The sequence below is a fragment of the Leptolyngbya sp. UWPOB_LEPTO1 genome (assembly GCF_017302695.1).
GTDB lineage: Bacteria > Cyanobacteriota > Cyanobacteriia > Leptolyngbyales > Leptolyngbyaceae > Leptolyngbya > Leptolyngbya boryana.
The window spans coordinates 1-21,179 of the sequence record NZ_JAFLCJ010000041.1 but is presented as its reverse complement, the minus strand read 5'-3'; the positions used below and the strand labels follow the sequence as shown (position 1 = coordinate 21,179).

Genomic DNA, 21,179 nt, shown 5'->3' with positions numbered 1-21,179 from the left:
CCATTACCTCAAAATAAAACGCTCTATCAGAAACGCTTTTTGTGGCTCTCAAGCATTCAGCTTATTTCAACCGTTTCGGTGTGTTTCTGACTTGACTGCAAGCATAAAATGGCAAGCTCAGCCAATCATGTGAGATTTCTGTCAGTTTTATAACTGAAAGCGGTGGACTGCTATGCAGAAATCTGCGAAGAACCAATTGACATCTAATTACTTAGACCACGAATCAATGGGATATCCATTTTGAGATCCCTGAACCACCTGAAGATTTTCTATCCTGTAGAGTATAGAATGAGCACAGGATGCTGAGTTATTTTAAGTCTTTTATGGTAATTTATTGAAGTATTGTTCTAACACAAAATTCCCCTGCTAACTGCTTGGGAGTATGAAGAAGCAAGTCTATGGTTGATTCACTTTCGCAAAGGCAAGTGTGAATCAGTTAAAAACGAATACTAGTATTAACTTAGTACTAAAGCTATTACGAATGAAAGTAAGCCATTTGAGTGCTCCCTTGTGCATCAGCGCAATAATGTTTGTTTGTGCTACAGACCTAGTTTTGCGACGCGCGATCGTAGTTGCTCAACTTCCTCCCGATGGCGTTCGTGTTCCTTCTAGTATTCAAGAACGCATCGATCAGACTACCCCAACGCCTAACGAAACGCCGCTCCCACAACCAAACTCACCTGCACCGATCTCAGATCCACTGCCTAAGCCAGCACAGCCTGCTCCAGCCGATCCATCGCCTCTATCTAACGTTAAATTTCCAGTTAAGCAAATCAAGATAGTTGGTAACACTGTATTAACGGATGAGATTAACAAACTCAGAGATCAGTTTTTAGCAGATCATCGGCAAGGTGCAGTTTTTGAGGATTTGATTGAACTGCGATCGCGAATTACTGAGCTTTACATCAAAGAGGGCTATGTTACATCGGGCGCTTTTCTCGTCAATAACCAGCTTCTTAGTGATGGGATTGTCGAAATTCGGGTGGTCGAAGGAACGTTAGAGCAGCTTGAAGTTGTCGGCGCAAAACTTCGGGTGAATCAAGGATATGTGGAAAGCCGTTTAGCCCAAGCAACTCAAACTCCCCTCAATCAGAATCGACTAAGAACAGCTCTACAGCTCTTGCAACTGAATCCACTGTTTGAGCAGGTGAATGCGACTTTAACCGCAGGCAGTGCGCCAGGACAAAGCCGTTTGCGAGTCGAACTGAAAGAGGCTCCGCCGATCAGTGCAGGTTTAGTTTTCAATAACTATCAATCTCCGAGTGTTGGCTCTTACCAAGGCAGTGTTTTTGTTCAACACAATAATCTACTAGGTTTGGGCGATCGCTTTAAGGCAGAATATGGACGGACAGGTGGTTTGAACCTCTATAGTTTTGATTATGCGATTCCGCTTAGTCCAAGTGATACGACGCTCAACCTGCGTTACAGCAATAACAATAGCAACATTACTGAGTCTCCTTTTGATGATTTAGGCATTCGCAGTCGAGCGGAGACAATCAGTATGGCAATCCGTCAGCCGATTGTGCGATCGCCACAAACTGAGTTTGCTGTTTCATTGGGACTTGATTTGCGCCGGAGCCGGACTTTTCTGTTGGATAATATTCCCTTTTCATTTTCAGAAGGACCAGAGGATGGGCGAGCGAAGGTGTCAGTGATTCGATTTGCGCAGGATTGGCTAAATCGTGGGGCGAATCGAGTGTTAGCTGCACGATCGCAGTTTAGTTTTGGCATTGATGCGTTTGATGCCACGATCAATAATTCGGGGACGGATGGGCAGTTCTTTGCTTGGTTGGGTCAGTTTCAATGGGTGCAGCGGTTGGGCAATCAGCCGGGTAGCCCGGTGTTGGTGAATCGGATTAATGCTCAATTGACTCCTGATTCTTTGTTGTCACTGGAGCGATTTAGCTTGGGGGGAGTAGATACGGTGCGGGGCTATCGCCAGAATCAGGTTGTGACGGACAATGGGGTGACAGGCTCGATCGAGTTGCGGGTTCCGGTAACTCGAAATCCAGAAGTACTGCAATTGACTCCATTTTTTGAGATTGGGGGCGGCTGGAATAATCGCACTGAGAATCCTGATCCGCAAGTACTCGCAAGTTTAGGTTTAGGGGTTCAGTGGCGGATTAATCCCAGGTTGGATTTTCAGTTTGATTATGGGATTCCGTTGATCTTTGCCAAGGATGAGGGGAATACGCTACAGGATAAGGGGTTTACGTTTTCGATTCAGTATCAACTTTTTTAGTTGCTATTGGCACTCGCGACTCATGATGTAGCGACCATCCGCGAGTTGATAGACTCCTTGCGGTTCGACGATCTCACTGTTCGATCGCTCTGTTGGCTGAATGGTTCCAGTTGGGAAAGGAGCGAGTGCAAGATCACCGGGTCGAATGGGCAATCCACTAGAGCCTTTGAGGAAAAATGCGCCAGTAGTGCGATCGCGAACAATGCAACTCTTGGCAAGAAGAGTATTTGTGTCGATCGAGCTTTGCGTGAGTGGATTTAGTGCGTTTTGTAAGAAGGTGATGTCGGGGACACCCGCGATCGCGCCACTCACCGTTCCTGTTGCATTGACATCAACTCGATTATTGCCATCTAGAAACGCAGGAGATTGATTCAGCGTTGGAACATAGCGAGGAATGCTTAGAAAAGCAGGAGTATTGAAGGTAATATTACCGCCTTGTCCTTCAACAGAAAACGCAAGGATATCGCTATCTTCCAAAGCAAGAATGTAGTCTCTGGCGGTTAGATTGATATCGCCGCCTTTGCGATCTCGTCCACCAGTTTCTGTCCGAATGTCGCTATCTCCACGTAATTGGATAGAATCTGCGGTAATACTAATTGATCCGGCAGCGGTTTGAAGTGATGCAGATGCAATTAGGCTATTGAGTGTATTGAGGTTGCCGTTAATTGTAATTTGGATATTTCCAGCATTGCCTTGTCCTGTACTTAGGGCAGCAATCGTACCACGGCTCAACAATAAAGACTGCGCCTCAACTTTGAGATTTCCTCCCTGACCTTGATCAAATGTGCTTGTTGAAAGTCGTGCGCCATCTCGAATAGCCATAAATCTTGTTGTTACCGATATATTTCCTGCATTTCCTTCTGCTCTCGCTTGGCTTGTTATTCCACTACTCTGCTGTGTAATTGGAGAAGCACCAATTAATTCGATTGAGTCAGCTTGAACTTGCAGATTGCCGCCCTTTCCCTTCCCTAAACTACTTGTCGAAAGCGATCCACCATTGACAATGCGAAGCGACCTTGTGATAAGTTCTGTATTTCCAGCGGCACTACCATTTCTAAGAGCCAAGCTCCCCAGAAAACTACTGAACTCCTCATTAGGAGTGCGTCCTATAATCTCAACAGTATCTGCTTTGACCCGTAGGTTACCTCCTTGCCCTATACTGTCGCTACTAGTTGCAAGAAAGGAGCCATCACGAATACTTAATTTTCCAGTTATGATGTCTACGTTTCCCGCGCTACCTTCTGAATAAGCTAAACTCCCTAGCACACTTGGCTTACTTTCATTTGGAGAGACTCCTACTAGGTCAATTAAATTGGCTTGAACTTCAAGATTTCCACCTCGTCCCTTGCCGTAACTGCTTGTGGAGAGCGCTCCACCTTCACGAATGCTCAGTTTTTCAGTCGAGATATTCACATCTCTTGTATTACCACTTCCAAAAGCCAGGCTTCCTAGAAAACTACTGAACTGCTCATCAAGAGAACGACCTACAATTTCAACGTTATCTGCTTTGACTTGTAAGTTTCCACCTCGTCCTGCGCCATAGCTGCTATTTGCAACAAAAGCACCATTGCGGATATTAAGACTTCTGGTTGAAATAATTACATTTCCTGCATCACCTTCTGAGTACGCTAGGCTTCCCAAAGAACTTGCGCCTTGACTATTTAGCAATCCTCCAGCGAGTGTTATTGAATCTGCTTTAACTTGTAAGTCACCTCCTTGTCCCGTACCATAGCTGCTCGTAGACAGCGCAGCTCCATCGAGAATGATAAGTGAATCGGTCATGACTACAACATTTCCGGCTTTACCCTCTGCCCTAGCTTGGCTTCCCAATACGGTATTGTTTTGTTCTGTAGAAGGATTCCCAATCAACTCAATCAAATTTGCTTTAATCTGTATATTCGCTCCTTGTCCTACGCCGAAGTTAATTGAAGAAATGCCTGCTCCGCTCAAAATTTTAATATGATCAGCGCTTATGATGAGACTTCCAGCTTGACCAGAAGCATTCGGGAGAACTCCTTGAATGACTCCAGAGATGAAAGTTTCAAATCCAGAAAACTCAATCGTTTTTGCATTTACAATAATATCTGCTCCATTTCCGGTCGTTTCAAGCAAAGTGAAAAGTCGTCCGCCGCTACTAGCTGTGAAACGATTTGCATTCACAACAATTTCTCCACCCTCTGCTCCAGCTACTCCAACTACTGCTCCATTGCTAAGGCTAAGATTAGCTCGAATTCGATTCTGCTGTACATTGAGTCTCAATTCTTGATCTAATTCGATTGTTCCTGGTTCTGATAATCCAGCGAGGTCGATTCGCCCTCCTACAGCAGAGAGTATGCCACCATCAAAGTTAATGTCTCCTCCAACAAGTAGGAGGCTTTTACCGCTTGAAACTTTCAAGCCCGATAAAGAAATTCCTGCGGGAGTTGCTCCTGCGGGAGCGATCGAACGATTTACAATTTTCCCTGTCGGAACCTGAGTAAACAGGAACGCAGAAGGATCAATTGTTAAAACCGAATTCGGTGGATTAGTCGTATCGAATGAACCGCGATCGCCAAATTGAATCGCATTAGCAGTCGTCGCCGCAAATGAACCATTGACATCTAAACTACCAGTCTGACCGAACAAAATGCCATTCGGATTCATCAGAAAGAGATTCGCGTCACCCAATACACCAAGCCGACCGAAAATCTCACTCCCCTCTGCACCCGTCACTCGACTAAAAATATTCTTAATCCCATCTGGGTTTGCAAAGTAAGCCCCTCGTCCCACCGGAATATTAAATCTGAGAAAGCTATGAAACAGATTCGCGCCCTGGCTTGAGCCGCCTTGAATCAGAGTACTCGGCAATCCCCGAATCGTCGTCTCTTGAATCGTCGAGTTACTAGCACCTAATGTACTATCAGGCACGATCGCACTCTGCCCCCAAACTGGAGACGCGATCAATCCGCAAATCGCGATCGCAAGACCAAAGCTCAATCGTTTCATGCCACAACGCACCCTGCAAACTTGATATCTTTTCAAAGAATCACATGAGAGCCATTGAAATGCAAGCTTTGTCTAACTCGGCTCATCCGAATGCAAATAAGTCAGCGATCGAAGACGCAGATGAATCAATTGTCGATAAAACGGATTGAACTTGCAAAGGGCAGGGATCTGAATACAGTAACCAAACAGAGAAATTTTACCCTCAAAAGGACAGCGATCGGGAATAATCTGGCAAATCAACTGCGCCATTTTAGGACTTGTAATCTCAATGTTTTCTAAGCGCGATCTTAGTAAATTGAGTAAGTTAAACATGCTCATCAAATCATAAAATTTGAAGTACAAGCCCCGCTCCAAATTGCTCATTCGGAGCAGGACAAAATCGTAGCTTAAAGTCTTGCAAGATGATTATTCAGAACCTTAACTAAAACGGGCTTCGGAACCACACCCGCAATCTGATCAATCACATGACCTGCATTCACAATTAGCAAAGTTGGAAAACAATTAATCCCATAGTGCATCATGATTGCAGGATTTTTCTCAATATCGACCTTGATTACTTTGAACTTGCCAGAAAACTGCTCTGCTAGCTCATTCACAATCGGAGCCATCGCTACGCAAGGCTCACACTTCTCAGCCACAAAATCAACCACAACCGGCAATTCACTCGCTGCAATCTCTTGTTTGAATTTCGAGATCGCTTGAGGATCATCCGCTATCACCTGAAATCCTCCAGGAACAACCCCTAATAGCTCATTCCCAAACTGCACAAAATCCTTTGCAGCACTTCGAGACGACCTTGTAGAACTCACAGCAACAATCCATTCTGTCTCTGCTACTTCAACAGGTGCAGTCTTAAAAATCAGCTTAGCAAACGTAGCTAGATTCAGTGTTCTAACTAACTTCAATCGCTCGATCGTATCGTGATGGACTTGAAATCCTTTCTGAGTACCAGACATCGGCACAAAGATAAACCGTTGATCCGTTAAATGGCAAAGATATTGCTGCTCAGAACGCAAGCGATATCCCATTCCTTGTTTTTCAGCCGCAGTGACTTTGAACGAAAAGAAATGCATCTCTTGCGGTTGTAACTCGATCGATTGCGATGAAACAGGTGCATACTCAGAAATTGAATTTGCAAACATGGTTAATTTCTCCAAATTATGTAAAAAAAACTACAGATCAGTCCAGAGACGTGCTTTCCGAAGTACAAATTGTAGGAAAGTCTCTTCTTTTGAAACAATATTCGCTGTGGCTTCCATCCCCGTTTGAATCCGACATTGCCGTTGTTGATTCGTCAGCATTGTTTGATCCAAACTAATCGTGACAGCAAAAGTACGATCGTTGCCTCCTGCTCCCGTAGCCTGCGCGGCATTAGCAGTCCCACTACCCGTTTGAGATGAACTCGCATCCGGTGCGATCGCACTCACCTTCCCCGGCAACACACCAAACTCAGAGTAAGGACAAGCTTCCACTCGGAGTTGAGCAAGTTGCCCAATCTCCACCTTATCAATGTCCTGATTTGCCACTCTCGCCTTCGCAACAAGAGCCGTATTCGCTGGAGCAATTTGAGCAATACTATCGCCAGGACGCACTACTTGATTCGCATTTAGAAGACTCAACTGAAACACCGTTCCATCACTCGTCGCTCGAATCACGGTCTTCTTTAGGTCATGCTCAATTTGCTGCTGCTCTTTCTGATCCCGAATCAATTGTGCTTTTAGCTCCGCTTGCCGTTGAACGAGTGCTTCTTGATCGCGATTTAACGTGGCGATCGTCGATTCTCCCTTCGCCTTTTGCTGAGCGACATTTTCTTGAGAAATCGCGATTGTTGCCTGAGTCGGATTCGCGGCAGCAGTAGCCCGCTCTAATTTAGCTTGTGCAGTCTGAACAGCAGTTTCTTTCTCCTTAGCTTGTCGCTCTGAAACAGCCCCACTGGTATAAAGCTGCTGATAGCGAACCCATTCATCTTTGGCAAGATCTAAAGTCACTTTGGCATCTTGAACCTCAGCTTGAGAGGATAAAAGCTTTTCTTGATAGTCATTCTGAGCACGTCGAATTTCAGCTTCAGCAGACGCGATCGAGCGATCGGTAGAATTCGATTCTGCTAGCAACTGACGTTGCACTGAGCGGATCTGAGCGTCCAATTGAGAGAGTTGAACCTGGCTTTGCTGAATGTTACTCCGAAGCTGACTACTTTGCGTTTGTAGCTTAGAATCTTCTAAATAAGCAATCACATCTCCTCGCTTCACAGACTGGTTTTCTTTCACCATAATTTGCTTGACTGTTCCTTCCATTTCTGCTTGCACCACTCGCAACTCTCCAGAAGGGCGCACCGTTGAACTCGCTTTAACGGAAACGTTATATTTCGTGACGGCTGAAAGTGCGATCGCAATGCCAATCGTACTAACTAGAAATATTCCACCTAACGAAGTCCAACGGCTGATTGAGGGTAAAAAATCATCGGTTCGGATTGATTGAATTGAATCAGAAGAAAGACTGTCCATGGCATTATGCTACTTGTGCTTCAGACGTATAGAGATGTTCTAATTGATTGTTTGCCTTCGCTAATATTTCTGCTCGGCTGCCTTGAAGTTTGAGTTGCCCTTGGTCAAGTAATACAATCCAATCTGCGCGGCGGATCACAGAAGGACGATGACTGATAAATAACGTTGTTTTTCCTTGACGCTGCTGAAGAAGTTGATCCATCAAAGCCGCTTCACTTGCCGGATCAAGCCCAGAAGTGGATTCGTCTAGAATTAATACAGGAGGATCTTGAACAATTGCACGAGAGATTGCTAATCTTTGTCGCTGCCCACCCGAAAGATTCGCTGCGAATTCTCCTAAAATCGTCTGATATTTATTCGGCAATTTACTAATAAAATCATCGGCTCCAGTCAGACGGGAGCTTTCAACAATCTCATCAAAAGTTGCATCCGGCGCAGCTAAGCGGAAGTTATCAATAATCGATCGGTTCCAAAAATGCGCGTCTTGAACGACCAGTACAACTTGCTGACGTAAGCTCGATAAGGATAAATCTGCTTGATTATAGTTGCCAATCCGAATATTTCCTGTGCTCAGCGGATAGAGTCCTGCCAGAAGTTTCACAAGAGTACTTTTTCCACAGCCAGATTGCCCAATCAGCGCAGTAACTTGCCCTCCCGGAATCTGAACTGAGAAGTTCTCTAAGATTGGAGTGCCATCAGCATAATCGAAACTGACATTATTGAGCGAGATCGCTGCATCGGGTGAAATCGTTGCACTAGGTCGATCAGGATGATTCGCATCTTCAGGAGTCGCTTGTGTCACCTCTGAGAGCCGTTCAGTTGCAGCTTTGACTCGTGTCAGTTCATCGACAAATCCAATCACTGTTGTGATCAAGAGTGTCAAATTATCATTCATGGCTTTGAAGGCAAAGAGTTGTCCAATACTTAACTGCTCCGCTGGCGAGATGACTAATTGCCCACCAAACCACAGCAAGCCAATTCCGCCTGCACTTGCAACGAGTCCAGAAAAGCTATTGTTGAAGATACCAATCTGATTCGTGCGGAGATTCAAAGTTGTTAATCGACTAAAACGATTCTGAAATTCTCCCCAAAATTGTGGAGTTGCAACCAGCGTCTTAACAGTTAATGCCCCCTTGAAAGTTTCAACCAGCACACCTTGGTTTTCTGCTTCTACTGCTAGTGACTGCTGCAGTTTACGCTGTAAGCTCGGTTGAAAGATCACTACAGAAACCGTCATCAGCAACACAACTGCGATCGCGAAAACGCTCAGTTTCCAACTATAAAACAACATTAATCCAAGCGAAATGAGCGCCACGAAGAACCGACTCGGTAAACTCACAATTGTTTGAGAAACAAGATAGTTGAGCTGTTGAATATCTTGCAAGCGACTGAGAACTTCTCCGCTCCGCCTCGATTCGTAGTAACTCAAGGGCAATCGTAAAATTTGCTTACAAAAATCAAGCACTAACCCCAGTTCTAATCGCTGAGCAAAGTGAGTGATCAAATTAGACTGCACTAGCTCTAGTAAATTATTCACAACCAGAATCGTGATGACCGCGATCGCGATTGTGTTAAGAAGTTTCAAGTCTCCTCGAACTAGCACATCATCTGTGAGGAGCTGCATTAAGATAGGTGACGCAAGTGAAAGAAATCCGACTACAACATTGATCAAAAATGCTTGAGTTAAAATACCACGATAAGCTGAAAGTCTAGACCAGAAATAATTGTAACGCTGGCTCTTAGAATTGCGATCGGGTTGTCCTTGCTCCTCTTTTCCAAAGCGAGTGGGATCAGGTTCAAGCAGCAGCATGACCCAATCATTCCAACCTTCTGCGAGTTCTATAGCAGAGAGATAGCGAATTCCCACTCCTGGATCGGCAACTACAAAATCACGACCTTTTTTTCCATATAGAACAACCCAATGGGTTCCTTGCCAATGCAAAATTGCAGGTAAAGGTGCTTCTTGAATGCGATCGAGCACATTAGGAGCGGCTTTAACCGGACGAGCATTAAAGCCCAATTTTTCAGAGCCTTGCTGAAGTCCCCAAAGGTTTGCCCCAGACTGCCCCGTCCCTACCCAGTCTCGAACCTGTTTCAGATTGACTTTGGAACCATAGTGTTTCGCGATCGTGGTTAGACAAGCGGCTCCGCAGTCAGCTTCACCTTGTTGTCGGATGCAATGGTATCTTTTCATAATTCTCTTGTCATTGCGGGTTTAGGAAAGAGGTGCCTCTTGTCGAAACACCTCTGTTCTCTAACAGCTATCTCTCGAGAGATGATGCGTTTCTATTCGGACAACTACCCAGGATTAGTAGCAGCGAATTGCAGTGTAGGATTGAAAAAAGCAACCGTACCAGTAGCATACTCGCCGCCAAAGCCGAACATAATAGCAATAGCGACCACCATTCAATGTTGCAGCTTCGTCTTCGGTCAATGGAGTAAAGATTGCATCGTTGTTGTTGCTGTTCGTTGTCATGATTGTTTCTCCTATGTTTAGAAGTAGGTTATTCGCAACTTCAGAACCAGGTTTAAGTGATTGCTCGGTTGCTTGATTTATAGATTAGGAGATTCGCAATGCAGATAGATTTGATATTTCTGTCAAGATCGTTGTACTTTTCTGCAATCTCATTCGCTTAAACCAGCCAGCAAGTCTGCAGAAAGCACCGATAGCTTACTTCAGCTATTCCTCTAGCCTTAAAAATAAATCACTTCAAGACTCCTTGATGATTATCCACATTCTCACATCTGGGTTGAATCGATCATGCAGCGCCTTACTCTGGAATGGCAGGAAGAAAATCGCAACTGTTCACAAACACTCTCATTACAAGATCAAACCAAATTTCCTCGCAGCATCCGAATCGGACGAGATCGAGATCGCTGTGATGTGATCTTGCAGCACCCCGATCCCAACATTGCTAGAACCGTCTCTGGTCTGCATCTCGAACTCTTTTGGAACGATCAAGTCCAGCAATTCTACATTCGTAACCTCACGCGCGATCGCACTCCTCCCAACCCTGCGATCGTCAATGGACAAACTGTAATCACCCAAGAAGTTCCGATTGCAGAAAACTGCCAAATCAAACTCGGAAAACTGACACTTCGGGTCAAAGTACTAGACTTAAACTTACAGAATACTCAGCAGATCGGGATTGCTAACACAACATCGCGGTTTGTCTGCAAATGTACGAATCCCAAAGGAGCGCACCTGCTCCCGGCTGACTATGCCCTCCTGACCTGCCACTGCGGATACCAAGTCCTCGGCGCTAGTGTCATCTATGACGGAAATTAGACATCATTCATCAGGTTTTAGGCGATGCAAATTCAACTCACATGGGACGATCCCATCACTGAAGAACAACAGCAGCACCAATTTGAAACTCCGATCGCGCTGGGTCGAGAACTCGCGCAGCTACCGACAACGAACCATGGACAACCTGTTTCCCAAGTTGTCCTACTTGATGCCAACCAAAAAATCTCACGGTTTCATGCCTGGATTGCCGATCAGAACAATCAACTCATCATTGAGGATCGCAGTGCGAACGGTTCTATTCTAAATGGTCAAAAAATCAAGGGTCAGCAGCATCCCCTCCAGAATGGCGATGTGCTACAAGTTGGTTCGTACAACATTACAATTACTATCCCGCAATCTCTAAGTCAAGCGACGATCGTAGACGCAAGTCTTTCGACAATTGCACAGCCTAGACTTTCAACAATCGTTGCACCTTTGACTGAAATTACCTCTGCGGCGGAAGTTTCAGCCCCTCCTCCATCCACGATCGTCTTTCATCCTGAAACCGATGCGATCGAGACTCAGGAAAATCTTCTTTCACCTTTACATCGCTCATTCTTTCCACCTCCCGCTCTATTTGCAGCCGATCGAGTTTCAGTCTCTGCACTTCATGCATCTGGCTATCCAGTTGATGAAATCGACTATGCAGCGATCGGGGGTGGGATGGGCAGCTTTGTTTGGGTCGATACACTGCGGATTGCAGGTGTGAAACCAGAGCAGATTGCAGTTCTAAGTATTCAAGAAAAGCCTTATAAACGGTACGAAACACTGCTGCGAAACTGTCAAATCCCTCGCTATAAGCGCATTCGATCTGGATCTGATTCTTGCCCAGATAACATCTGGGGATGGCCCGGTTATGCTTTGCGCGATGCTTGTCGATCAGTCAGTACTGGACAACTCGGAGCCGCACTTGGATTTCTATGGCAAGTCTTTTCAGAACCCGTGCTAGCAGATACCTATACGCCAAGAGCGAGAGATGTCTTTGACGCAATGGATCGAGAAGCGACTCGAATTAGCTGGGATCGCATGTGGCGCTATGGCAGTGTTCGCAGCATTCGCAAGACCGAAGATGGGCGCTATGTGATTGCTTATTCTGCAACTCGTCCTCCTGGTGCGCCGAACTATCGATTTTTGATCGCACGCTATGTTCATCTCTGTACAGGTTATCCTGCGCTCAAGCTGCTTCCTGACTTACAGAATTATCGTGAAACGACTCAAGACTTAAAATCGGTTGTCCAAGGCTACGAGCCACATGACCATATCTTTGAGCATCTAGAAAAGTATGGAGGAACTGTCCTCGTTCGAGGATTTGGCATTGTTGGATCGCAAATTCTCGATCGCGTCTACGAAGCCCGAAAACAAAATCCTAATATTACCTTAGTTCATTTGAGCCGTTCCCCGAAGCGTGGTAATCAGTTTGGAGTTGCTAAGCGATATGTCGAGAATCAGTGGGAGTTTCAGCCATTCAATTGGCCCAAAGCAACTTGGGGAGGGGATATGCGATCGCGCTTAGAAGCGTCTGATCCTCTGCAACGTCGAGAGCTTTTAGAATCTTGGGGAGGAACAACGACGGCGAGTCGAGGACGTTGGCGACAAATCGTAAAACAAGGCATTCGAGAGGGGTGGTATATCCTCAAGTTTGGTCAAGTTGAGAAAGTAGAACGTAGTGCGAATGGTAAACCGATTACATTCGTCAGAAATCGTGAGTATTCAGGGTTCGACAAAATTGAAGCAGATTTTGTGATTGATTGTACAGGGTTAGTCTCGAATCCTAGAGACAATCCACTGCTGAATGATTTGATCACTCACTACAATCTCGATCTCAATCCGCAAGGGCGGTTACACGTTGAGAATAGCTTCGAGATCAAGAAAATGCGAAACGATCGTGCTCACATGTATGCTGCTGGGATCATCACGCTTGGAGGTCCTTATGCTCCTGTCGATACCTTTTTAGGATTACAGTACGCTGCCCATCGAGCGACCGAGAGTTTAGCTCAATTTCGCGCCCCGAATGTGCATCACATCGAAGGAATGCGATCACTTTGGCAATGGTTCAAGTGGGCAGCAAATCAAGCTCCCTAGTAACAATTATAAATTGAAAAGAGGTAGTAGCAATGACCCCAACTTTAATTGGACGGTGGCAAACTCGAACATTTTTGCTAGCAACGATTGGGATTTTCATCAGCTTTCTGTTTAGTCAAGGATACATTGGCAATGCCCCTGGAACTGTCTACTTTTGGGTTTTACTTTACGTTTGGGGATTTGGAGTCGTTTGGGATATTTTATATCATCGTCTCCAGCAATATCTCTGGGATCATGATTGGCCCGGTGTCTTTCAGTTCGCGGCAGCGATCGTGGAAGGGCTATTTCTAGCTGGAGTCATTCGCTGGATTGGGTTACCAGGGACAGCAGATGCGGCTCAACATCTCGATCGCTTTTTCGGGCACTACAGTCTAGTCTGGCTTGCGATTTACATCTCATCTTGGGTGCTGATGCGACTGCTCTTTCCGCGTTGGCGATTTCGGGGCGGAGAATGGGTCGGACGCTGGGCAAGAACGCCTTGATCATTAACGATTCTGGCACTGAGACTGGCAGAAAAATGCAATCCTTGAAAGCTTGATTCGAGTGATGATTGTCCCGTGACCTAAAGCGAAGTAACTATGAGCCAGCTTTTAACACCCACACAGCGCATCTACACCACAACGGGTCTTCCTTGCCAAGTCGAGGAGCTTTTAGGCAGTGGAACTCAAGGTGAAGTCTATCGAACTCAGTTAAGCGATCGACCTGTAGCCCTAAAATGGTTTTACTCTTACTACATTCATCAGGATGTTGGGTTACTAGATCGTCTCAGTGAAGTTGTGCATTTAGGAGCGCCCAACGATCGTTTTCTCTGGCCATTGGCAATCGTCACTTCTCCTGAAATCGCTGGATTTGGCTATATCATGCGGCTGAGAGAAGCAGGCTACCGTAGCATTTCAGATTTAGTCAAGCGAGAAGTAAAACTGAATTTTCGTACACTCGCGACGATTGGGCTAGAACTTGCAGATAGCTTTTTACAACTTCATGCTCATGGCTTGTGTTATCGCGATATTTCATTTAGTAATGTCTTCTTTCATCCGCATACTGGAAAAATCTTAATTAGCGACAACGATAACGTCACGATCGACCAATCGACGAGTGGAGGCATTCTCGGAACGCCGGATTTTATGGCTCCAGAAGTTGTTCGCCGTGAAGCTTTGCCCAGTAAGCGCACTGACTTATATTCGCTTGCAGTCTTACTTTTTTACCTCTTTCATAATCACCATCCCCTCTATGGCAAAAAAGTATTAGACATTCCCTGTCTTGATTTGCCTGCTCGGATGCAGCTTTGTGGTCATGATCCAGTGTTCATCTTTGACCCAGATAACTTATCTAACGCTGCTCTCTCGGAAACTTCTGAATCCGACGATGCAAGTCGTGAAGCGGGTGCGAATGCGATCGCGTTTTGGTCAATCTATCCTGAATTTCTCAAGTCACTCTTTGTGCAATCTTTTACGATTGGGCTGCGCGATCCAGAACAAGGACGAGTGCGAGAAAGTATGTGGCGCTCTGTCATGGTCAAACTTCGAGACTCGATTTTCTACTGCTCACACTGTCAAGCAGAAAATTTCCACGATATCGAATCATTCAGAACAGCAGTTGGGAGTACTAAATCTTGCTGGCATTGTCATGAACCTTTGCAAGTCCCTCCTAGAATCCGGATTGATGCGACAAATATTGTTGTGCTGAATTTTGATACCTTTTTGTATCCGCATCATCTTAAACCCGATCGTCTTTATGATTTTTCTCAGCCCTTAGCACGGGTGCTTCCCCACTTCGATCGTGCTGAACTGATTCTGCAAAACCTTTCTGAAACACCTTGGACAGCAATTTCATCTGATGGAAACGTCCAAGAAATTCAACCTCTGCAAATGCTGCCTTTACACTCAGGACTCAAAATTCTTTTCGGCAGCGCAATGGGCGAAATCCGCATGTAGTCGCCCAACTTTCACAAAAAACTACAAACTTTACGAGAGGAAATGACATCATGGATAATGCATCTCGGAAAATTTTAAGAGAGTTAGTCGAAGAACTTGGAAGTAACATTCCTGAAAATCTGCAAAAATGGCGCGGCTATCTCAACGATCGATTGGCATACTATAAACTGGAACGACAAGCTTTAACCACCGCATTAAATGATTCGATTCCAGAAGAGCTACTCTCTTCTCAAGTGTCCGTTTCTCCTCAAGTCCAAATCGAGCGCTTAGCACTGCGCTTAGTTGAGCATCATGGACTCCAACCTGAAGTTGCACGTTGGGCAGTCGAATCATGGGCATTGGCGTTAGGCATTTCAGACTCTAAAAAATTAGAATCTGACACATTAAAGCCTAAAAAGCCAATCGTTCCTTTTCTGCCGAAAGGGAAGTCAGAGGAACAGTCTGCTACATTCGTTACAGAGAAACAGCGTTTGACACGAGGACTGCTTGCGCTAGGTGTGATTGGTGCGATCGCTGTGATCGGTGCATCTGCCTCCGTTCCTACGTTTTTCTCAGGTATATCAGATGCGAAGATTAAAGATGGCTCAACACAAATGGTTGCTCCGATCAATACTCTAACCGTCGGTGTCTATGTTCCCCCGCCTCCCAGTCCGGGACAGAATCCTGCACCTCAAGGTCAATCGAATCAGCCTCCTTTCAATCCAAAAGAAGGCTACGAGACGCTTGTAGAATACCTAAGAGCTGAACTCCCCAAACGCTTCGGTCGCAACATTGATGTCAAAATCGAATTTATCGAAGCAACCGGAAGAGAGTCCTTTGAGGAAGTGAGAGCGAAGCTCAAAACTCAAGCTTGGGATATGGTATTTACCTTCAATCCATTACTCTCAGCCAGTGCGATTCAGAATAAATATGAATTTGCTGCGAGAAATCGGAGATCTAACACAGATGACTTCAAGGTTGCACTGGTCACACGAGTAGATAGCCCCATCAGAACCCTTGAAGATCTCAACCGTAATCCTGAAACCACGATCGCACTCGGCAACATCGACAGTCCCTTTTTCTATGTTCCCGTCTATGACTCCTACGGACGAACTTTGCGTGTTGATCCCAATAATGCCACACCTGTTGCGTCAAGCAACAAAGTCTTAGAAGGTAAAGCGGATGTGGGTGTGATCTTCTCAGAATGGATCACAGACGAACCACCGACAGATCTTCCAGAACGGTTCAGAGCACTACGTCAACGTTTCCGGAGTGGACTCCGATTGATCAGTGCCAGTCGTGCTATCCCGACCGCAGGCGTATATCTTTCTCCCAAGATCGCTCAGCCAGAGCGAGAGCAACTGCGTAAAGCACTGTTAGAAGCTCCAGAAGAGACTCGCAGAGCGGCTCGTTACAGTGAAGGAACACCGGGAGACTACGCTGAACTGCTCAAGATTGCTCAGCGAGTCGATGAATTTCTAGCTTGTACTGATCCAACTCGCTGGACAGCAGGAGAGCAAATTCAATTTAGCTGTACCAATGCTCTAACGGGTCGAGTCAACGGATTTGGTCATGCAAATGAAGAAACAGAATACTTGAACCTCCAGCTTGACAACGGCAAAATGCATCGTGTGATCATACCGAAGAGTGTTTTGGCAAATGCAGGTGTCACAGAACTTGCAAAACTCGATCGGATTGCAATCAATGGTGTGAAGCCGAATGACCAAACAGGAGAGGTACGGATCACGGCAGCAAGTCAGATCAAACCAATTTCTGCACAGTAGTACTCTGCCTCAATTTAGACCAACATTCCCCTTAAACAAATGATTTCGCCATGAAAGCAGAAATTCCTGCCGGAACGATCATTCACCATCGCTATCGCATTCACTCTGTACTCGGACAAGGCGGACTTGGACGCACTTATCTCACGTTCGACATGGAGCGATTCGAGGAACCCTGTGTCTTGAAAGAGTTTGCACCCAAAGGGATCAGTCATCAAAGCTTGCGAAAAGCACGAGACTTATTCTACCGAGAAGCGCAGATTCTACATCAAATCGAACACCCGCAAATCCCCAAATTTTTTGCTTACTTTGAGGAAGATGAACGGTTATTTTTGGTGCAAGAATTGATCGAAGGTGAAACCTTTGCGGCGATGCTCCATCATCGCCTTGCCCACAATCAAGTCTTTTCAGAAGCAGAAGTCATTCAATTACTTAAAGCACTTTTGCCTGTTTTTAGTACCGTTCATGCTCAAGGGATTTTGCATCGCGATGTTTCGATCGACAATATGATGCAATCGAAACATACTCCCGTGTTGATTGACTTCGGAGTCGGAACGCAAGCACTTTTGCACAATGACGATCGCGCAATGATGTATGGCATTCCCTCATCATTTGTCGGCAAAGTTGGCTACGCTCCATTCGAGCAACTGAGCCAAGGACACTGTTATCCAAGTAGCGATCTCTATGCCCTAGCAATGAGTGCCATCGTCCTCCTCACCGGACGACAACCCATTCATATCCTTATCCATCCTATCGAAACAGGACGATGGCGATCCTACACCCAGGTGAGTGACGCTTTTGCTCGGATTCTAACCCGAATGCTGGCAGAGCGTCCTCAAGATCGCTATAGCTCTGCACTAGAAGTTCTAACCGCACTGCAAGACATTGAATCGCCGTCTACACTTGATGCTTTTACAAGTTCTCAACCTCACCAAAAAGCAGATCTCTTTACAGCGATGCCTGATCTACCGGGCGGGAAAATGGCAACTCGTCCATTGCACTTTATCTGGATTTGTGACTGTTCAGAATCGATGGCAGTTGACGGTAAAATTCAATCGCTCAATACTGCAATTGAGGAAGTCATTCCCCATATGAAAGCAGCGGCAGCAGGTAATCCTAACGCACAAGTTTTAGTTCGAGCCATTCAGTTCTCAACGGGTGCAAACTGGCTCATTTCAGACCCCACTCCACTCCAGTCTTTTCACTGGAATCCTCTTGTCGCAAATGGACTGACTGATTTAGGCGCTGCGTTACATGAAGTTGCAACTCATCTCAAATCGCCCCAGATGAGTAATCGAGCACTTCCGCCTGTATTAGTTCTGGTTTCAGATGGACAACCAACCGATAACTATCTCAAAGGATTAAATGCTCTACTCAATGAACCGTGGGGAAGAAAAGCGATTCGCGTTGCGATCGCAATCGGGCGAGATGCAGATTATGAAGTGCTTCAGCAGTTTATTGGTCATATAGACCTTAAACCACTTCGAGCAAATAATCCTGAAGCTTTGGTACGGCAGATTAAATGGGCTTCTACTGCTGTTCTCAAAGCAGCTTCTGCACCTGCTAGTTTATCCCAAAATCATTCGATCGGCAGCCTACCCATTCCATTATCGACCCCAGTTCCAGTAGCTACGCTTGATGATGTTTGGTGAGTTAAGTTGATCAAGATCCATCCGAATAAAGATAGTTATGAATAATCTTTACTGGTGCTGCGATGGTAAATCGATTCAAGGCGCTGCTCATCAACGAACCGGATTAGTGAATCAAGATGCCATTCACTGTGAAACCATAGAATTTGAACAGCAGCGAATGTTGTTAACGGCGATATCAGACGGACATGGGGGACAGTCTTATTTCCGCAGCCACGTCGGGGCAGACTATGCGGTTCGAGTCAGTACAAGTCTGCTCAAACAGACGATCTCAGCCTGGGGGCATGATCCGATTAAATTATGCCAGAGGGTTCAAGACCTGCCTCAGCAAATTGTAGGACAATGGCGTAGGAGTGTGATTGAGCATTCGCAGCAATATCCATTTACTTCAGCAGAATGGAGCAAATTACAGACTCAAGAGCTTTTGCAGCAAGAAATTTCGCGATCGCAGCTCGAAGATGATCCAAGCATTGCTTATGGTGCAACACTATTACTCATTTTCATTACAGAAGCATTTGCTCTCTATTTTCAGGTAGGAGATGGTGATATCTTGTGTGTGCAGCCAGATGGAACGACTGAGCATCCGTTACCGATCGATGCTCGGTTAATTGCTAATCGCACTATTTCTCTCTGTACGCCACAGGCTTGGGAAGAAGGACGACTTCGAGTTTGCTCTGTGCAAGAGGTACCTTTACCTGCAATGATTTTAGCTTCGACAGATGGATATGCAAATTCTTATGCAACAGATGAGGATTTTTTCAGAATCGGGATAGATTACTTACAATCAGTTCGCACAGAGGGTTTCGATCGCGTGATTGCCAATCTACCGATGATTCTAAGAGAGACTTCATATCGAGGCAGTGGGGACGATATTACACTAGGCATGATGTATCTTGAGAATGGATCGACAGTTCGTTCTGCCACCTCTTTACACTCTCCCATCATTCAGCATCCCACTACAAGACAATCACTCTTACGAATCGTGAGTCCATCCCTTGGCATTCATCACGCTAAAGAACGCTTATCGTGGATTTGGATTCCGCCTCTACTGCTCCTGATTATTGGAGCAAGCTTGCTCGCGTTCAAACGGCTCTCATCACAATTACCAGCTAGCCTTATCTATCCCATTCATCCTTCAATTCCTCAAAGTTCAATTCGGCAGAATCCGATTCCACAGCGCCCTAATCAACTTCTTCCAAGACCTGTCTCCACTCCATCGAATCCGAAGAAAAATCTCTGAATTTCATAGCGAACGCATCTTATGGCAGCAGAATCTTGAGCAAATACCCTTCACCTACACGATTTGGATAGTTACGCGAGAGTAGCTATCCAAATCGTGATCTCAACTTCAAGGGGTGATAATGAGATTGAAATGTAGAAGCAATGCCCCAGCCTGCGAATGGTGGCGATGTTGACTAATTTTCCCGAGTCTCAGTCCCGCTGCCGGGATTAAGTGCGCTGATCGCGATCTCGGATGCGCTCACCACGTCCGGCAGTCCATCAGTTTCAGTCCCGTTGCCGGGATTAAGTGCGCTGATCGAGCAAGCAGAAAAAAAGATGCAGCAAATTAAGAGATGTTTCAGTCCCGTTGCCGGGATTAAGTGCGCTGATCGGCAGGCGGATCTCTTGGTGTTTACGGTGGTTCTTGGTCGTTTCAGTCCCGTTGCCGGGATTAAGTGCGCTGATCGAAAATCTTCTTGACCTGAGGCAAATCCTCTGCTTTGTTTCAGTCCCGTTGCCGGGATTAAGTGCGCTGATCGCAATTCTGCATTCGTCTCCCCGGCTTCATTCTGCAAAACGGGGTTTCAGTCCCGTTGCCGGGATTAAGTGCGCTGATCGCAATCCTTCTCGTGTTCCTCTAGAAAATCATGAGGTTTCAGTCCCGTTGCCGGGATTAAGTGCGCTGATCGCAAAGCCCGTAGAACACGCATTGTGTCTTTATACGGTTTCAGTCCCGTTGCCGGGATTAAGTGCGCTGATCGTCTTGTGATGTGACTGATTGATTATTCATTGCGTAACGTTTCAGTCCCGTTGCCGGGATTAAGTGCGCTGATCGGAAGTTATTAATTACTTTATTGTTTACATACAAGTAATGTTTCAGTCCCGTTGCCGGGATTAAGTGCGCTGATCGCCTCCTTGAGAAGCATGAACAGTAACTTGTCCTGTTCTGTTTCAGTCCCGTTGCCGGGATTAAGTGCGCTGATCGCCAGGAAATCAGAGAAAGGTGGTGAACTTTTTTTTAGTTTCAGTCCCGTTGCCGGGATTAAGTGCGCTGATCGTGGAGTATCAAAGCCAAGCGATCGCATCTGATCTTGGTTTCAGTCCCGTTGCCGGGATTAAGTGCGCTGATCGCAGCGATCGGCGTAGAAAGAATTGCGAGATAAAGAGTTTCAGTCCCGTTGCCGGGATTAAGTGCGCTGATCGCACGTCCGATCGTGGTGTGCGATCGCATCTGATCTTGGTTTCAGTCCCGTTGCCGGGATTAAGTGCGCTGATCGCAGACGAGGCGGCAACTAATTGCCGAATCTGGGTTGTGCCAGGTTTCAGTCCCGTTGCCGGGATTAAGTGCGCTGATCGATACCTGTTACTCCCAAGTCTGCATAGGTGTGAAATGCCCCCCAAAAACTAGACCACTTCCTTTGTCGATAAAAGCAGCATTAGCTACGAGCTAGTATACTGCTATTGCTTATTCTTTTTCGTGTTTGTTTTATTGATTGCTTCTCCATTCACTTTC

General features: G+C 45.8%; 13 protein-coding genes, 1 pseudogene and 1 CRISPR repeat array. Of the genes and pseudogenes, 8 read left to right on the top strand and 6 right to left on the bottom strand.

The features are described 5' to 3' along the window. Positions 1–526: 526 nt before the first annotated feature. Positions 527–2,242 (top strand): ShlB/FhaC/HecB family hemolysin secretion/activation protein, encoded by a 1,716-nt coding sequence (locus tag J0L70_RS30460; protein WP_287457111.1) that lies wholly within the window; start codon positions 527–529, stop codon positions 2,240–2,242. Positions 2,243–4,441: 2,199 nt separating this feature from the next. Here J0L70_RS30460 and J0L70_RS32170 read toward each other — a convergent pair. The 6 genes and pseudogenes from J0L70_RS32170 to J0L70_RS30430 all read right to left on the bottom strand — a co-directional run. Next, positions 4,442–5,227 (bottom strand): annotated as a pseudogene (locus tag J0L70_RS32170) (filamentous hemagglutinin N-terminal domain-containing protein); the annotation flags it as partial. 72 nt (positions 5,228–5,299) lie between these two features. Next, complete coding sequence (locus J0L70_RS30450; RefSeq protein ID WP_287457109.1) at positions 5,300–5,590, bottom strand: Mo-dependent nitrogenase C-terminal domain-containing protein; 291 nt, start codon at positions 5,588–5,590, stop codon at positions 5,300–5,302. A gap of 23 nt (positions 5,591–5,613) precedes the next feature. Further along, positions 5,614–6,369, bottom strand: coding sequence for a thioredoxin family protein (locus tag J0L70_RS30445; RefSeq protein WP_287457108.1), 756 nt, complete (start codon positions 6,367–6,369; stop codon positions 5,614–5,616). A gap of 30 nt (positions 6,370–6,399) precedes the next feature. Further along, positions 6,400–7,731 (bottom strand): HlyD family secretion protein, encoded by a 1,332-nt coding sequence (locus J0L70_RS30440; RefSeq protein WP_287457107.1) that lies wholly within the window; start codon positions 7,729–7,731, stop codon positions 6,400–6,402. Positions 7,732–7,735: 4 nt separating this feature from the next. Next, positions 7,736–9,925 carry a peptidase domain-containing ABC transporter gene (locus J0L70_RS30435; RefSeq protein WP_287457106.1) on the bottom strand — a complete coding sequence of 730 codons (2,190 nt, stop codon included), beginning with the start codon at positions 9,923–9,925 and terminating at the stop codon, positions 7,736–7,738. A 114-nt stretch (positions 9,926–10,039) separates the two neighbouring features. Beyond that, the gene (locus J0L70_RS30430) at positions 10,040–10,207 is read right to left on the bottom strand and encodes a hypothetical protein (RefSeq protein ID WP_287457104.1); all 168 of its coding nucleotides are present in this window, start codon (positions 10,205–10,207) and stop codon (positions 10,040–10,042) included. A 285-nt stretch (positions 10,208–10,492) separates the two neighbouring features. Between J0L70_RS30430 and J0L70_RS30425 the strand changes: the two genes are divergently transcribed. The 7 genes from J0L70_RS30425 to J0L70_RS30395 all read left to right on the top strand — a co-directional run bounded on the left by J0L70_RS30425 (position 10,493) and on the right by J0L70_RS30395 (position 19,685). After that, entirely contained in the window at positions 10,493–11,020 is a 528-nt protein-coding gene (locus tag J0L70_RS30425) for an FHA domain-containing protein (protein WP_268243160.1), read from the top strand. A 24-nt stretch (positions 11,021–11,044) separates the two neighbouring features. Beyond that, positions 11,045–13,102 carry an FHA domain-containing protein gene (locus tag J0L70_RS30420; protein WP_287457102.1) on the top strand — a complete coding sequence of 686 codons (2,058 nt, stop codon included), beginning with the start codon at positions 11,045–11,047 and terminating at the stop codon, positions 13,100–13,102. 32 nt (positions 13,103–13,134) lie between these two features. After that, complete coding sequence (locus J0L70_RS30415) at positions 13,135–13,584, top strand: hypothetical protein (protein WP_287457101.1); 450 nt, start codon at positions 13,135–13,137, stop codon at positions 13,582–13,584. A gap of 96 nt (positions 13,585–13,680) precedes the next feature. After that, positions 13,681–15,036 (top strand): protein kinase domain-containing protein, encoded by a 1,356-nt coding sequence (locus J0L70_RS30410; RefSeq protein ID WP_268243157.1) that lies wholly within the window; start codon positions 13,681–13,683, stop codon positions 15,034–15,036. A gap of 50 nt (positions 15,037–15,086) precedes the next feature. Then, on the top strand, positions 15,087–16,799 hold the full coding sequence (locus tag J0L70_RS30405; protein WP_287457100.1) for a phosphate/phosphite/phosphonate ABC transporter substrate-binding protein: 1,713 nt from the start codon (positions 15,087–15,089) through the stop codon (positions 16,797–16,799). A 50-nt stretch (positions 16,800–16,849) separates the two neighbouring features. Beyond that, the gene (locus tag J0L70_RS30400) at positions 16,850–18,448 is read left to right on the top strand and encodes a protein kinase domain-containing protein (protein ID WP_287457099.1); all 1,599 of its coding nucleotides are present in this window, start codon (positions 16,850–16,852) and stop codon (positions 18,446–18,448) included. Between the two features lie 37 nt (positions 18,449–18,485). Then, positions 18,486–19,685, top strand: a complete 1,200-nt coding sequence (locus J0L70_RS30395; protein ID WP_287457098.1) for a PP2C family serine/threonine-protein phosphatase — start codon at positions 18,486–18,488, stop codon at positions 19,683–19,685. 188 nt (positions 19,686–19,873) lie between these two features. Continuing rightward, a CRISPR array of direct repeats spans positions 19,874–21,022; the repeat unit is 37 nt; unit sequence GTTTCAGTCCCGTTGCCGGGATTAAGTGCGCTGATCG. Positions 21,023–21,179: the final 157 nt, after the last annotated feature.